The sequence below is a fragment of the Falsihalocynthiibacter sp. CO-5D18 genome, from assembly GCF_041205445.1.
Taxonomy (GTDB): Bacteria; Pseudomonadota; Alphaproteobacteria; order Rhodobacterales; family Rhodobacteraceae; genus Falsihalocynthiibacter; species Falsihalocynthiibacter arcticus.
In genome coordinates, this window is sequence record NZ_JBGFCF010000016.1 from 25,703 (window position 1) to 38,605 (window position 12,903).

Here is a 12,903-nt window from a genome sequence, read left to right on the forward strand (position 1 = left end):
ACGGTTTGTATCAAATTGTATCAAAACCTCGGAAAAACAACCTATAGCTAGCTATTTTCCAGCGTTTTCAGTATTGTCGGTTAATATTCTCAGTCCGAATTATTATAGGGCGTTCTCTGTGATTTCAAAAAATATCCTCGTTGTTGATGATGACCCTAAGGTTCGTGCACTTCTTCGACGTTGCCTCGAAGAGGGTGGATATTCTGTGCGCGAGGCGAGCGACAGCGACGGCGTTCGGGACGCTTTCTTAAAGAGTACCCCCGATTTAATGACGCTGGATCTGAACCTTGGCGCAGATGACGGGTTGGATATTGCGCGCGACATTCGCCGCTCGCACAACGTTCCAATCATTATGGTGACGGGCAAAGATGATGTGATCGACCGCATTGTCGGGCTAGAGGTTGGCGCCGACGACTACCTGGCTAAACCTTTTCATGTCAGGGAAGTCTTGGCTCGCGTGCGCTCCGTTTTACGCCGTTCTGATGGGCAGGTTCCAAGTCATTTGACACCAGAACCGGGCGCGTCATCAAGCACCGCGCCGCTCAACCTTGACGGTTTGACCGTTGACCTTGATCATATGATCCTAAAAGACCGAGATGGCGAAATCTGCGATCTAACAACGGCCGATTTCAAACTCCTCGTCGCCTTTTTGAACCACCCAAAACGTCCTCTATCGCGGGATCGCCTGATGGACCTCATTGACGGGCCACAATGGGCGCCCCTTGATCGAACGATTGACAACCAAGTTGCGCGTTTGCGTAAGAAAATCGAGCGCGACCCCGCCACTCCACTCCTCATAAAAACAGTGCGCGGAATTGGCTATACTCTAACGGAAACTCCCACAGGTAAGAGTTAGTCGTTCTCCAGTACCGCCTGAAGTGCTTCGACTAGCTCGGCTTGACGATAGGGTTTGCGTAGAATTTTAAATTCTTCACGAACCCGCCCCCCCAATAACACGCCTTCCGAGAAACCAGACGTTACCATCACATGCACATCAGGCCTGTGTTTTGTGACGTTTTTAGCAAGGTCATATCCCGACAGTTTCCCGGGCATAACAAGGTCTGTAAAAACCAGATCAATATCGTCTCGGGCCTGTAAAATATCCCACGCGATATCACCCGAAGTCGCGGTAATACATTCAAAATCAAGCGCCAAAAGACGTGTTTGGGACAAACGCAGCACACGCGGATCATCCTCAACCACAAGCACACGTCGACCCGCTCCAATATTTTGAAATTTATGATCAACGGTTTCTGTCAGAGTTTTTAGCTCATCCGCCCCAATCAACGCAGGAAAGTAAAGGTTGATTGTCGTGCCTTTTTTGACCTCACTATAGATCGTCAGATGCCCACCCGATTGCTTCACAAAGCCATAAACGAGTGAGAGTCCCATGCCCGTCCCTTTGCCAACGGGCTTAGTCGTAAAGAACGGATCAATAGCATGGCGTTGCGTTTCGCGCGACATACCCTCGCCGTTATCACTGACAGACAAGCGGATGTAGTTGCCAATTTTCACACCGATTTCCTGCGCCAAATAAGTATCGTCCAGCGTAACATTCCGCGTGTCGATATGAATCCGCCCCCCCTCGGACAGCGCGTCACGCGCATTGAGGGCCAAATTCAAAATCGCAGTCTGAAATTGTGTCTTATCGGCGACCGTGGGCCATAGATTTTCTGCCAAATCCGCTTGGATATTGATGCGCGCAGTGATGGTCCTTTTCAGGATTGCAATGGAGTGTTTGACGACATCGTTCATCGCGATCACTTCGCAGGTCAGGGCACTTTTGCGCGAAACCACCATCAACCGAGACGTCAGGTCCGCCCCCAGTTCAGCGGCCTCTAGCGCATCCGAAATCAACGCCAAACCTTCCTCATTTTCTGACTTCATTTGGAGCAGTTCAAGATTGCCGATCACGACCGTAAGAAGGTTGTTGAAATCATGCGCAATACCTCCCGTCATTTGGCCGATGGCTTCCATGCGTTGCGACCGCGCCAAGGCCTCTTCGGTCGCCTTTCGGCGGGTCAAATCATGCACGATTGCAACGAAAGCGACATCGCCTTGGATATCGGCCTTTCCAATGGAAACATGTAGTGGGAAAACGGTTCCGTTCGCGCGCAGCCCTTCAACGTCGCGGCCAGAGCCAGTGATCTCCTTTTTGGCAGTCTGAAGATAGGTGGTAATAAAATCTTCATGCCGTGCCGCCGTGCCGCCGGGAACAAGAATGCGGGCGTTTTGGCCGATCAGTTTGTCTATAGGCCAGCCGAACATTTCTGCCGCTGCTTTGTTGAGGCGCAAAATGACACCTTTGCGGTCGGATACAATGATTGCATCAACCGCAGCGTCCAGCGTCGCAAGCAGCAAGGCGTGGTCATCTATTGTCAAACTGGGGTACCCCCGACAAGCTTACTGTTAATAAACCAGTGAATAAGCATTTAACAAATCTGCCACGAGACCACCTAGCTTACTAGCCAATTTCTTGCGAAACACGCAAATAAGCGAGTAAATCGGAAAGCGTAATCACACCAACAAGGCCATATTCGCCTGCAACAAGGAATTTGCGGCGACCCGTTTTCAGGATCCGCTCCATTAAGTCGCGCCCCTGCATCTCGGGTAAAACGGTGTTTTCTTCTCTGGTACTTTCGATCACATCTTCCACCGTTGTGTTGGCCCAGTTTTCGCGATCAATACGCTGAACCAACTGAAGATCTACATAACCAAGAAGGGTGTTGTTCTCGATAACGGGCGCAAAGATGATTCCGTGTTCCAAAAAGACGCTATCCACCACCTCCGACAATGTTTGATAGGGCCGCGCCGTCCAAGGGGCGCGGGTCATCAAATCTTCGACCGTCCGCGCGCCCAGTGCAATCTCGGTTTCAAGCCGCGCAAGGGCCGCGCGCGATGTCGCCAGCAAGAAAAGCCCGATCAGGATCGGCCAGAGACCCACAGCCAAATCACCTGAGAAAGCCGCATAAAAACCAAGCATCATAAACATATAGGCAAAAACGGCCGAAACCGTTGTGGCATATCGGGTCGCCGCCAACAGATTGCCTGAGCGTGTCCAAAGCCAAGCGCGGTACACACGTCCGCCATCCATCGGAAATGCGGGCAGTAAGTTAAAGATCGCGAGGACGAGGTTGACGGTCGCCAGATACTGGAAAACCAACTGCGCCGCCTCAGGAAATCCAACAACAGTCAAAAATTGAGCGCCTCCCCAGAACCCCAAGGCGATACACAGACTCGCGATGGGACCAGCAATCGCGATCCAAAATTCACTCCGACCATCCGTTGGCTCGGTTTGCAATTCGGCGACCCCTCCGAACAAAAAAAGCGTAATCCCGTGTATATTAAGGCCAAAGCGTCTTGCGACAACCGCGTGAGCGAGTTCATGAAGGATCAAGGAGCCAAACAGCCCCAGCATTGCGATCACTGCCAGACCCACAAGTGTTGATGGGTCCGCCAAGGGAAGTTTGCTTGGAAAATAGCCAGTCGCAAGGCTCCAAACGATCAATGTCGCAATAAGAAGCCAGCTTGCATCCACTTTGATATCAAAGCCATCGATGCTTGTAATCTTAACACCCTTACCCCACATGCGCGCGCCCTCTCGACCTCGATCGCACAATGGATCTCAACCAATTGGCCATCGTTTTTCGGGCGCATGCGTTCAGTGGCGAGCCTGAAAGCGCGCTAAATCCGACGAGAACACTCATCGACGTTTTCTGGCCCTGCAGAGTTCTCAATCCGTTTTGCATCTGTTTTCTTCCCCGCCCATTGTCCACATGAGCGCGCTGATTTTCGCCTCGCAGTTTGCGCAGGTTTTTCAGTGCCGCAATTGAGCGAGATCAAAACTTTGAACTTTCTGCACCAATACGCGCGAGGAATGAACTGATACAAGAGATTTGAAAAAAACAGGTTTCTTTTGAACTGCGCCCAAATTTGGCGGGCAGTCCTTAAACCAAACCCATAGGTTTTTGCAGGAGATTTGACACTGATCAAGACGAAAACCCAATATCGCTATATTCTGCATTTGCTCGCAACAAAACCCGAAGGAGACCAAAATGGACCGCAAGACCGAAACCTCGAAAAAAACACCAGACGCCTTCGATCCGCTTGCTGCCTTTAGGCCGCTGACCCCCATCAGCTGGATGGGAACGGCATGGTTCGAAAATCTCGCCAGTTTAGGGAATGAGATCACTTCTTTTGTGGCCGAACGCATCAAAGAGGACGTGCAAACGCAGCATGCTTTGTTGCACTGCAAATCAATTTCCGAAGCCCAGCGCGTACAGGCGCAATTTATGCAAAAAGCTTTTGATCAATATCAAGTCGAGACTGGGAAACTGATCGAAATGAGCGGAGAGATGGCCGTAAAGGCGCGCCCCAACAGTACGTCTAAAAACTAGGACCATCGCCGCCACTCCACGCCCCAGATCGAAACGACGGTTGATCCATGTCATAAACGGAAACCTCCGCAGCGATATGGTGAAAGGGAAATGAGGAGTAGGAGACCTGCCATGAAACCCGTCGTGACTTGGGCCGTTCTTGCAAATGCTGAGATCGCGCATGTTATGAAAAACAACGGCCCGGGAAAAGGGTTTGTCAGTGAGGCTGGCAAGACATGGCACGCCGATCCGCCCCTAGAATATAGTGACGCAGCGGGTATGGGCCACAGCAGCCACGGGCATGCTAATGCGGCAAAAACCCGTCGCGATCCTGCGGCCTTGGCGCAGGCCAAATTTGCAACCTTCATTGCCGCCCAACTGGCCCATGGGTATCGCGACCGGAGTTTTGATCGGCTGATCCTTGTAGCAGCGCCGCATATGCTCGGGTTATTACGTGCAGCCTTGCCAGACACCATCAAAGAAACGGTAATGGGGGCGGTGGACAAAGACCTTACAAAAGTCGCGCCCAAAGACCTATCCAAACATCTTGAAAATATCATTGCCGCATAAAGCGAAAGGGCGGCCATTTTCCAAGTATGATCAAGCCTGTAACAGTTGATTTAGATCAACGCCTCAATCCTGTGAAGCGGCATGATAAAAGCAATCCGAATATAAGGAATGCCACCATGAAAAACGCCACACTCCTCGTGGTGGTTGGTAGGTCGGCCTCGTCTGTCGATCTCAAACCGCTCACCGACCCCGCAAGGGAGCATAACCTGCATCTGAGTGTGTTGGTGTTGGGAGCGGTTCCGCCAATTCCCCTTTATACCTATGAGGTTGGAGCGTTTAGCGGACAATCCATCGCCTATGATTGGCATGGCGAAGTCGACAAAACGAATGCCGAACTGGACCAAACGCGCCTACAGATTGAAGAGTACCTCGCGACACAAGGGGTGAGTGCGGATGTGAGTATAGTGAGCGGCGAAGCGGTCACATTGCCCGACACCGTAGCCCGTCGGGCGATGGCTTGCGACCTGATGGTTTTTGCCAATGAATTACGACAGGACAGCGATCTCTTTAAGGGGTTGCTCCGTGTTACCCTTTTTCAAGCGCCAACGGGTGTATTGCTAAACGGGACAGGGAACGCGTCCTCCTTGCAACCCGAAACAGTTTTCGTCGCGTGGAAAGTTGGACTTCCCGCTGCGCGCGCCATTCGGACCGCCCTCCCGATCCTGCGGGCAGCCAAGAACGTGACCGTCGCGATTTTCGATCCAATGACCAATCAGTTGCGCGACGGTGAAAACCCCGGCTCTGACGTCGCGCGTTGGCTCAGCCACCAAGGGTGCAATATTACCATCATGCAATATCCAAGCGGCGGGGAACCCGTCGGAACCGTTCTTCTCAAACGGGCCAAAGAAGCAGGGGCAGACCTGATTGTCATGGGGGCCTACGACCATTCGCGCCTGCGCGAGGAGATTTTGGGCGGTACGACGAAAACCCTAATTGAACAACAAGATTGTGCCGTCCTCCTGAGCCATTGATGCAACCCGCGCACGAAAGGCGACCCACCGATGAAAGACCCTGAATTAGACATTCTCATCAAGGAACTTGAGACGCAAACCGATCTCACCGTGGCCGATTTCGATGGTGTGGCGCATGGGATGGCCTATCTTTTGCCGGACGCCGTTGACACGGATATTAGGCTAGCAGAACGCATTGGAACCACGGATGAGGCGATGCGTATCGCGGATGACGCCTTTCCCGACTGGTCCATAAATTTCCAGGGACCAACGAATGACAAAGACGGCCATTGGACCTGCACATTGCGCGAAAATGATCCGCAGGGCGAGGCACCTATGACCACGGGCCGATCCCCCATTTTGGCGCAAGCGGTCCTTGCCGCGACAATGCGTCTGGCAATGACCCTCAAAAAGGGATGACCCCTCGAAAAACCCAATTCATATTCTGAGCATCAATCGCCGTGAAAAGACCTGCACTCATTGTGCAAATCTTGGGTGAACCCCAATGTTGGGTCTTTGACATACACTCTCGCAAGAGGCCTGCCTCCTTAATTGGCCGTTCTATAGGGGAGCGACGGCGCGTTCGCGGATATGTCACAAGGCCTAAACCTGTGTGAAGCACGGTCAAAGTCGTTCAGCTTATTCTCTTCGGGCGTCCTCCCCAACCTTCCAATCACATCGTTAGCCAACTCTTTCCTGCCATCAGCACTTCCGACAGCTCCGTTTCATCTTTGGACCAACGGAACGGGTTTTTCCGTTGGCTGTCTATGACCATCCCCGGTGAGTAATCCCAATCAGAGGCGCAGAGGGTCGGTAGTCATCCTTGAAGGCACTGGGATATGATTCTTACAAAGGGCCAGTTTCGAACCCGGTAGTTTTGTCGCTCCCTTGCTAGAGGGTTTTTACGCGCGTGGTTCGGGTCATTTCGAACGAAAAACCCAGTACGTTTATACTAGCTGATGGGTACAAAAATCCAATTTTGCCCCAAAATGCTGACCGCGCGGTAGACACGTAAGTTTTGTGGACCGTTTGCTTGTTTGGCCAGCCGTTTTCGCCATTTCCTCCGCAATTGGTCCCAAGCAGGGACAATTGGCTAATTCGAAGTATAGGCGGCTGAATTATATAGAAAAAATGTAGATTTTCGTGGCACTTTCCAACGGGATTCCCGCCGTTTTCCAAGCTAAATTTATGAGGCAGATCGGGGAGGAACCCGCAACGCATACCAAGTTCAACACCTTAATTATCAACTCTATGGAGGAAATTATGAAAAAGATTTTTGCAACCGTCGCTGTTTCCGCACTTCTGTCAGGCGCAGCTTACGCCCAAAACGTGTCAATCGTCGATCAGGGCGGTTGGTTCAACAGCCAAACCACAATGCAGGCTGGGTCTAACCTCGCGATGACAGGTCAGTACGGTCTCGCCAATGGCAGCTTCACTGGTCAAAACGGTTCCGGAAACTTTTCTGGCACATTGCAAGACGGTGCATTCAACGGCTCGGTTACGACTCAAGCTGGTCACCTAAATGCTGCGGGAACCGGCCAGTTTGGCACAGGCCACTATTCCAACACCAATCAAGTTGGTGTCGGCAACGGCTCCCTGACTGTTCAAGTGGACGGCGTTTCGCCACACTAACCGTTAAAATGCAGGGGCGGCATTAAAAATGCCGCCCCGTGTGACCCTATACAAACACGTTTGCCATGCCGAATCGGATCTCTTTAAAATTTTTTTGTTAGGTAGCCAGGCTTTCTAAAGAGAACTGTTCAAGTCAGGCTAACCACAAATTTTATTTCTTTGAAAAAAAGGGAGGATTGACGATGCTCAGGATCTTTATCACTGCGGCGCTGATAAGCGCCCCACTCTCCGTATTTGCACAAAACACGTCAGACACAAATCAGACCGGAGACAACAACGAAGCAACAACAACGCAAGCTGGTGACAATGACGCTCACACAACTCAGGTTGGAAATAATAACAGTGCGGCCATTGGTCAGAACGGACGCTGGAACACAGCATCTATCGCCCAAGTTGGGAATGATTTTAGCAGAAGCGTAGACCAGACTGGGAATTATCAGGGGTACGGAAGTTTTCAATTCTCCGCGCCACAATATTCCGGTTCGTTTTCTACGTACTCTCAAACATGGGGGAGTGGTGGCGCAACGACGACGCTAGAATTCGGAATCAACAACTAGCAGGTCAATTTGATCATTTCTCTAGGCATTTGGTGCATACAAACGAGGTGATCGGTAGGCCGCGTCGGTAAAACTTCAACCGGCGGACAAGTTATGAGTTACCTGGGCGAGCGAATAACAGTGCAAAAACCGTTGCGCCTCGTTAACCCAGGAACCAAATTATCCCGCAAAAAGGGGAGCAGAGAAGATGCCCGTATCAGTTTTGGATATTAACGGCGCTCGTCACCCTTCGTGGCACAAGGCGCTGGTTCTTTTTTTGGTTATCGGCGTATCGACACTTTGCATGATACAAAGGGCAAACGCCATGAGCCAAACAGAAAAATCGGCCTTGGGAGAGGTACAGACAGAGAGTTCCTCTGGGAAACTCCACTGTGAGATAACTACCAAAACGGTGTCGCAGAATCTTCAACTCCGTGGCGTGGTTTGGTCGGGGGACAAGGCCGCGGGGAGTTACAGTTTTGTCGTTACAAAACAGGGAGTAAGTGGCCGCTCCAACATCGCGCAAAGTGGCTTGTTTGACGTCGCACCGGACGAGCGAAAGATTGTCGGAATGGTCATCGTCAATGCCTTGGCCGGAGATCGCTATCTGGCGCGACTATCGGTTCGCTCAGGCGGAAACGAGGCCGCCTGCGACACCGCGCTAGACTAGCCCGGACTGTGATAATCAGGACGGGCTTTCAGCGTTTTAAGGGACGTTAAAAGAGAAAAACAAAACTCAGATTGAGACCCGAGCCGATCATCTTCTTTTTTTGGATCGAATGTGTACGATAGGTATCGCCGTTCCCTGACAAACCAACGGATGATCCCGCCGTGGTTATGTTGGGACTGCCAACCGTTTCAAATTGTAAATACGGTACATCCGACATGTAATCCAAATAACCACCAAAAACGATAATCGCGCCGTTCTCGGCAACATGGGTTAATGCGCCCGTAATCCGACCAACGCGTGCGGTGCCATTCAAGGATTTGCGCTCGCCGGGAATGGCCGAAGCAGACCCCGCGAAATTCACCAGCTCCATCGTTTCAGATTTGGCATTGAACTTTGTCAGTCCAGCTTCCGCCCCAAAATTGATGCTCCAAGCGTCGTTTATTTTTCGCGTGAGGCCCGCCCCCAAAACGGCACCATAGTATTTCCCGTTTAGCTTCCAGTTATCTTCCATTGTTACTGTCGGAATGGAGGAATCCGATCCGCGACTTCCGTCAATATCAATGGTCGTGCGCGTTGTATTGCTGCGATCAAAACTACGATAGTTCGGCCCGATTTTGGGCGACAAAATCCAGTTCTCATCCAGTGAAAAACGCTTACTCAGGTAAAGCACCTGATTGGAAAATTTGATATTTTCCTCAACCGTGGTTGTGATGGTCGTGGTATTGCTTTCATTGCCCGACCCCATGAACGAAACGCCCGTCGAGTCAAACATTCCCCCATAGGACGTGGCGGTGATCGCCTCGCCGTCTGTGGTTAATGCCGCATAAATACCGCCCGCATCCGTCATCGTTGTGGCAAACTGCGCCACTGAGTTTCCGGTTCCGAAAGGCGAAAATGCAGAACTGAAAATGGTCGCCGTATCCCCTGAATTATCTGTGATTTGCACCGTCGCCGCCGCGGTGGGGCCAGTGGCACTGATCTCGGTTGAGAGGTCGATTGTGCCCACGGGGCTTCTTCTGGGCGCATAAACGTAGGCATCGGATCCCTGCATTTCGGTGCTAGACGTGAAATTCGACCCCCACGCCCACGATCCACTCCACTCCAAATAAAACGGTGCAACGTCGTCACTGTCGATTTTAGCAGCAAGTCCGAACCCTACACTGGGGCCCGTCACGTTGAATTCGTCCGATTGGGACATATCCGCAAACCCAAACGTCACGCCGCTTCCAAGGGCTGAAAAGGGACTCAGGAGGTCTTGATCAAAGGTTTGAGAATGGGCCACGGAGCCAGAACAGATCATCGCGAGGACGAAAAATGGGAATTTCAACGATCACTCCTACAGTATCAGGTCACATGCCATCACCAAGGTCCCGCAATGCGATGGACCCAAAGTGACGCCTGCGAGAGGCATTCTACCTCTAGAGTGTCGTCGTGAGTGCCAATCGAGTCAATAACGCAACGAGTTGTGGTTGCCGGTTCGTCTTGGTTTTCTTCATTATCGAACCGAGGTGATTGCGCAGCGTTTGTTTCGCCAAACTCTGCTTTTGCGCACAGTCCCCGATTGTGCACCCCTCCAACAACAGCGAGGCCAATTCGGCTTCGGCATTGGTCAGTTTGAATGCATTCCAAAGTGCGCTGTGACTTAGTTTAAGCGCCTCCGTTGTGTCCTGAATAATCAGAGCCAAGCGAGCACCTTGCTTTTCATACACGTTACGCGGGTTTAGGCGCTGCGTCGAGTTCGCTCCGAGTTTGGTCAACGAAAGAAAGATCTGTTGTGACTTTTCGGCATTGGGCAGGGAAAACAGTTCGGTGCTGTGCTGAACTCCGGCTCCCATCCGGTTCACCATGGCTCGAAACTCCAACTCGGCGTCCAAATTGGTGGCATGAAAGATGCTGTCGGCACTAATGAAAAATGTATCCATCCTGTTGGCCAAAAGTTCGGCGCGCTCATTCATACTGCGAACGCGGCATTCCGTGTCAACAATCAGAACCGGAAACGGAAACAACTCAAGTACATCATTGGCCATTTGTGTGCTCAACGGAAAGCGGCTTTTGAGATACATAATTTTTGCCGCCCGCACGAGATGCGGACCTAAAGTTTCCAGCAGGGCCGTCGCGTCGCGCCGTGATTTCGCGTCTGTTGTTTCTGGAAACCGAATTTCCAAAACCAGTTGTCGGGTGCGCTGTCGATGAAGAACGATCCCTGACGCGTGGACCATTACCCCCATCGTCGCATTCCATATGGTCAATCCACGTGAAGCGATTTGCTCCTCTCGCGACATGAGTTCTGCGTCTTGGTATATCTCTCCGAGCCGTTGGTGCCACTGGCGCTCAAACCACGGATTATCAACGGCCAAGTTCGCCATCGACGCCACGACAGCATTCGTCCCCAGCCCCTTGTGCAACATGAAATTTCCCGGCAGACGCACAGTATCCTGTCCGAACAACACAACCGCCGTCCCTGGCAAGAAATGAGAAACGACATCCAAAATCGTTTCTAAGAGCGTGTTTCGAAGCGCCGAATCGTAAATGCGTTCGAGCGTATCAGATGTGTTTAGAACTAATTTTTTCACAATACATTCCACTTTTTGAACATTTAGAAATGTCGCTCGACACGCAAAAAATAATGTTTCTGAAAACATTGCTATCGATCGTACGCGAGATTTCCCCCAGACTTGCGGGTAAAACCGCAAGCTCCTATATCCGTCAAATAGTTGGATTCATGGGCACATATCAAAACCACCAACGTGCAATCAATGAAAAACGCCGCAGGTTTTCTATGTGGTTACTGTATGAAAAGCTGATTTCGGTTCGAACGTCCCTTGGCCCGAAACACGTTTTCCCTAATCCCCCTTTCCCAATCACCCCAGTACAATCCAAATCCCCTTCAAACCAAAATGGATTCCCCTCCCTTGGTTGAAGCACCTTATTTAACTGCCCTATTTTGACGCGGTCGAATTGATTTGAGTCAACCAAATCGTCTAGATGCCTGCACACGCACCACTCTTTTTTTGAATCTCGACGCGCCAAGGCGATACGCGCGCTTTTCCGCGGGAATCAAAGACAGGGGCACTCAATCGATTCTGAGGCAATTCCAAGCCCGAGAATTAATCGCCCCGGTTGAGACATATCAATCGGCATTCTGATCCTTTCGTTACTCTTAAACCCACAACAATTTGAACGTACCCGCCCATACGCCACACCGCGCCTAATGGTATCATCGGCAAAAGAGAGGCCGCCTAAATGTCTGCATTCATCCAACGACAGGATCACTTAAGCGAGACTTTGAACAAAAATCGTTTTGTTGCCGCGCGGCTCAACGAGGTCGCCGATTTGCTGGATCAACAATGCGCATCGCTGTTTCGCGTGCGGGCCTATCGCGAGGCCGCACATTATGTCGCGGACTTAGCGCAACCTCTTCAATCTATTATGGAGAGGGCTAGTCCGGATCGGCTTCCCAACATTGCTCCTCCCGTCGCAAAAGCGATTGCCGAGCTGCACGAAACTGGAAATCTTAACTTAATAGATAAGTTGCGCGGGAACCATGGCCCAGAAAAGCTCTTTCAAACGATCCCTTTGATTGGCCGACGACTTGCGAAATCCATCCATTCCCAACTGAACATTGATACGCTTGAGGCGCTGGAAAAGGCCACTATTGACGGTCGCCTCTTGGCGCTTAAAGGCGTAGGCGAGCGGCGGGTAAATGCCATTTCACATGCATTAACTGAAATCCTCTCTCGGCGTCGGCCGACGCTGCACAAGGCGCTTGAAAAACAGCCCTCCGTTGTTGATATCTTTGAGATTGATCGCGCCTACAGAGCGGCTATCGACCAAATGCCGACGCTTTCGTCACGTAGGATTCACGCTTCGGGGTCGTTAAATCTCCCGATCCTGCATATTGAGCGCAACAAATGGCATTTGACCGCAATCTTTTCCAACACACCAGCGGCACAAAATTTCCAACGGACGCGCGATTGGGTTGTGGTTTATTTCGAACAAGAAAAACGCGCCCAAGGGCAATGTACTGTGGTCACCGAGCATCGCGGCCCTCTAAAAGGAAAGCGCGTCATTCGAGGGCGAGAAGCTGCCTGCGACGCGTTTTATCCTTGTGAAGCGGAATCCAGATGACGCGCAGAGATTGATGCAAATCAATCGCTTCTCCCGCCTTT

The 12,903-nt window shown here is 51.4% G+C and carries 13 protein-coding genes; 9 read left to right on the plus strand and 4 right to left on the minus strand.

Annotation, left to right across the window (positions count from 1 at the left end; genetic code table 11):
- Positions 1-118: 118 nt before the first annotated feature.
- The gene (locus AB9F27_RS18065; protein WP_335584063.1) at positions 119-856 is read left to right on the plus strand and encodes a response regulator; all 738 of its coding nucleotides are present in this window, start codon (positions 119-121) and stop codon (positions 854-856) included.
- Here the strand turns inward: AB9F27_RS18065 and AB9F27_RS18070 are convergent.
- Positions 853-2,382 (minus strand): PAS domain S-box protein, encoded by a 1,530-nt coding sequence (locus AB9F27_RS18070; protein ID WP_335584064.1) that lies wholly within the window; start codon positions 2,380-2,382, stop codon positions 853-855. The two genes, AB9F27_RS18065 and AB9F27_RS18070, sit on opposite strands and share 4 nt — an antisense overlap.
- An 82-nt stretch (positions 2,383-2,464) precedes the next feature.
- The gene (locus tag AB9F27_RS18075; RefSeq protein WP_335584065.1) at positions 2,465-3,589 is read right to left on the minus strand and encodes a site-2 protease family protein; all 1,125 of its coding nucleotides are present in this window, start codon (positions 3,587-3,589) and stop codon (positions 2,465-2,467) included.
- A 466-nt stretch (positions 3,590-4,055) separates the two neighbouring features.
- On the opposite strand from AB9F27_RS18075, the gene AB9F27_RS18080 reads away from it, so the two are divergent.
- From AB9F27_RS18080 to csgH, 7 genes are all read left to right on the plus strand, one after another.
- Positions 4,056-4,397, plus strand: coding sequence for a phasin family protein (locus AB9F27_RS18080; RefSeq protein WP_335584066.1), 342 nt, complete (start codon positions 4,056-4,058; stop codon positions 4,395-4,397).
- A gap of 111 nt (positions 4,398-4,508) precedes the next feature.
- Positions 4,509-4,946 (plus strand): host attachment protein, encoded by a 438-nt coding sequence (locus AB9F27_RS18085; protein WP_335584067.1) that lies wholly within the window; start codon positions 4,509-4,511, stop codon positions 4,944-4,946.
- Between the two features lie 116 nt (positions 4,947-5,062).
- Positions 5,063-5,917, plus strand: coding sequence for a universal stress protein (locus AB9F27_RS18090; protein ID WP_335584068.1), 855 nt, complete (start codon positions 5,063-5,065; stop codon positions 5,915-5,917).
- Between the two features lie 30 nt (positions 5,918-5,947).
- On the plus strand, positions 5,948-6,316 hold the full coding sequence (locus AB9F27_RS18095; protein ID WP_335584069.1) for a hypothetical protein: 369 nt from the start codon (positions 5,948-5,950) through the stop codon (positions 6,314-6,316).
- A gap of 843 nt (positions 6,317-7,159) precedes the next feature.
- A complete protein-coding gene (locus tag AB9F27_RS18100) occupies positions 7,160-7,528 on the plus strand; it encodes a hypothetical protein (protein ID WP_335584070.1) in 369 nt (122 codons plus the stop codon).
- Between the two features lie 182 nt (positions 7,529-7,710).
- Positions 7,711-8,085, plus strand: a complete 375-nt coding sequence (locus AB9F27_RS18105) for a curlin repeat-containing protein (RefSeq protein WP_335584071.1) — start codon at positions 7,711-7,713, stop codon at positions 8,083-8,085.
- Between the two features lie 304 nt (positions 8,086-8,389).
- Positions 8,390-8,734: a curli-like amyloid fiber formation chaperone CsgH gene (gene csgH / locus AB9F27_RS18110; RefSeq protein ID WP_335584072.1), complete on the plus strand. Its 345-nt coding sequence runs from the start codon at positions 8,390-8,392 to the stop codon at positions 8,732-8,734.
- A 46-nt stretch (positions 8,735-8,780) separates the two neighbouring features.
- On the opposite strand, the gene AB9F27_RS18115 is transcribed toward csgH, so the two are convergent.
- Together AB9F27_RS18115 and AB9F27_RS18120 are read right to left on the minus strand one after the other, a co-directional pair.
- Positions 8,781-10,061 carry a hypothetical protein gene (locus tag AB9F27_RS18115; protein WP_335584073.1) on the minus strand — a complete coding sequence of 427 codons (1,281 nt, stop codon included), beginning with the start codon at positions 10,059-10,061 and terminating at the stop codon, positions 8,781-8,783.
- Between the two features lie 91 nt (positions 10,062-10,152).
- Complete coding sequence (locus AB9F27_RS18120) at positions 10,153-11,307, minus strand: helix-turn-helix transcriptional regulator (RefSeq protein ID WP_335584074.1); 1,155 nt, start codon at positions 11,305-11,307, stop codon at positions 10,153-10,155.
- A gap of 670 nt (positions 11,308-11,977) precedes the next feature.
- On the opposite strand from AB9F27_RS18120, the gene AB9F27_RS18125 reads away from it, so the two are divergent.
- The gene (locus AB9F27_RS18125; RefSeq protein WP_335584075.1) at positions 11,978-12,862 is read left to right on the plus strand and encodes a helix-hairpin-helix domain-containing protein; all 885 of its coding nucleotides are present in this window, start codon (positions 11,978-11,980) and stop codon (positions 12,860-12,862) included.
- The last annotated feature ends 41 nt before the right edge of the window (positions 12,863-12,903 follow it).

What these genes read in the sequence shown, in the direction of transcription:
- AB9F27_RS18075 (WP_335584065.1), bottom strand. Translation starts at nt 3,589, where the DNA reads ATGTGGGGTAAGGGTGTTAAGATTACAAGCATCGATGGCTTTGATATC.
- AB9F27_RS18080 (WP_335584066.1), top strand. Translation starts at nt 4,056, where the DNA reads ATGGACCGCAAGACCGAAACCTCGAAAAAAACACCAGACGCCTTCGAT.
- AB9F27_RS18085 (WP_335584067.1), top strand. Translation starts at nt 4,509, where the DNA reads ATGAAACCCGTCGTGACTTGGGCCGTTCTTGCAAATGCTGAGATCGCG.
- AB9F27_RS18090 (WP_335584068.1), top strand. Translation starts at nt 5,063, where the DNA reads ATGAAAAACGCCACACTCCTCGTGGTGGTTGGTAGGTCGGCCTCGTCT.
- AB9F27_RS18095 (WP_335584069.1), top strand. Translation starts at nt 5,948, where the DNA reads ATGAAAGACCCTGAATTAGACATTCTCATCAAGGAACTTGAGACGCAA.
- AB9F27_RS18100 (WP_335584070.1), top strand. Translation starts at nt 7,160, where the DNA reads ATGAAAAAGATTTTTGCAACCGTCGCTGTTTCCGCACTTCTGTCAGGC.
- AB9F27_RS18105 (WP_335584071.1), top strand. Translation starts at nt 7,711, where the DNA reads ATGCTCAGGATCTTTATCACTGCGGCGCTGATAAGCGCCCCACTCTCC.
- csgH (WP_335584072.1), top strand. Translation starts at nt 8,390, where the DNA reads ATGAGCCAAACAGAAAAATCGGCCTTGGGAGAGGTACAGACAGAGAGT.
- AB9F27_RS18125 (WP_335584075.1), top strand. Translation starts at nt 11,978, where the DNA reads ATGTCTGCATTCATCCAACGACAGGATCACTTAAGCGAGACTTTGAAC.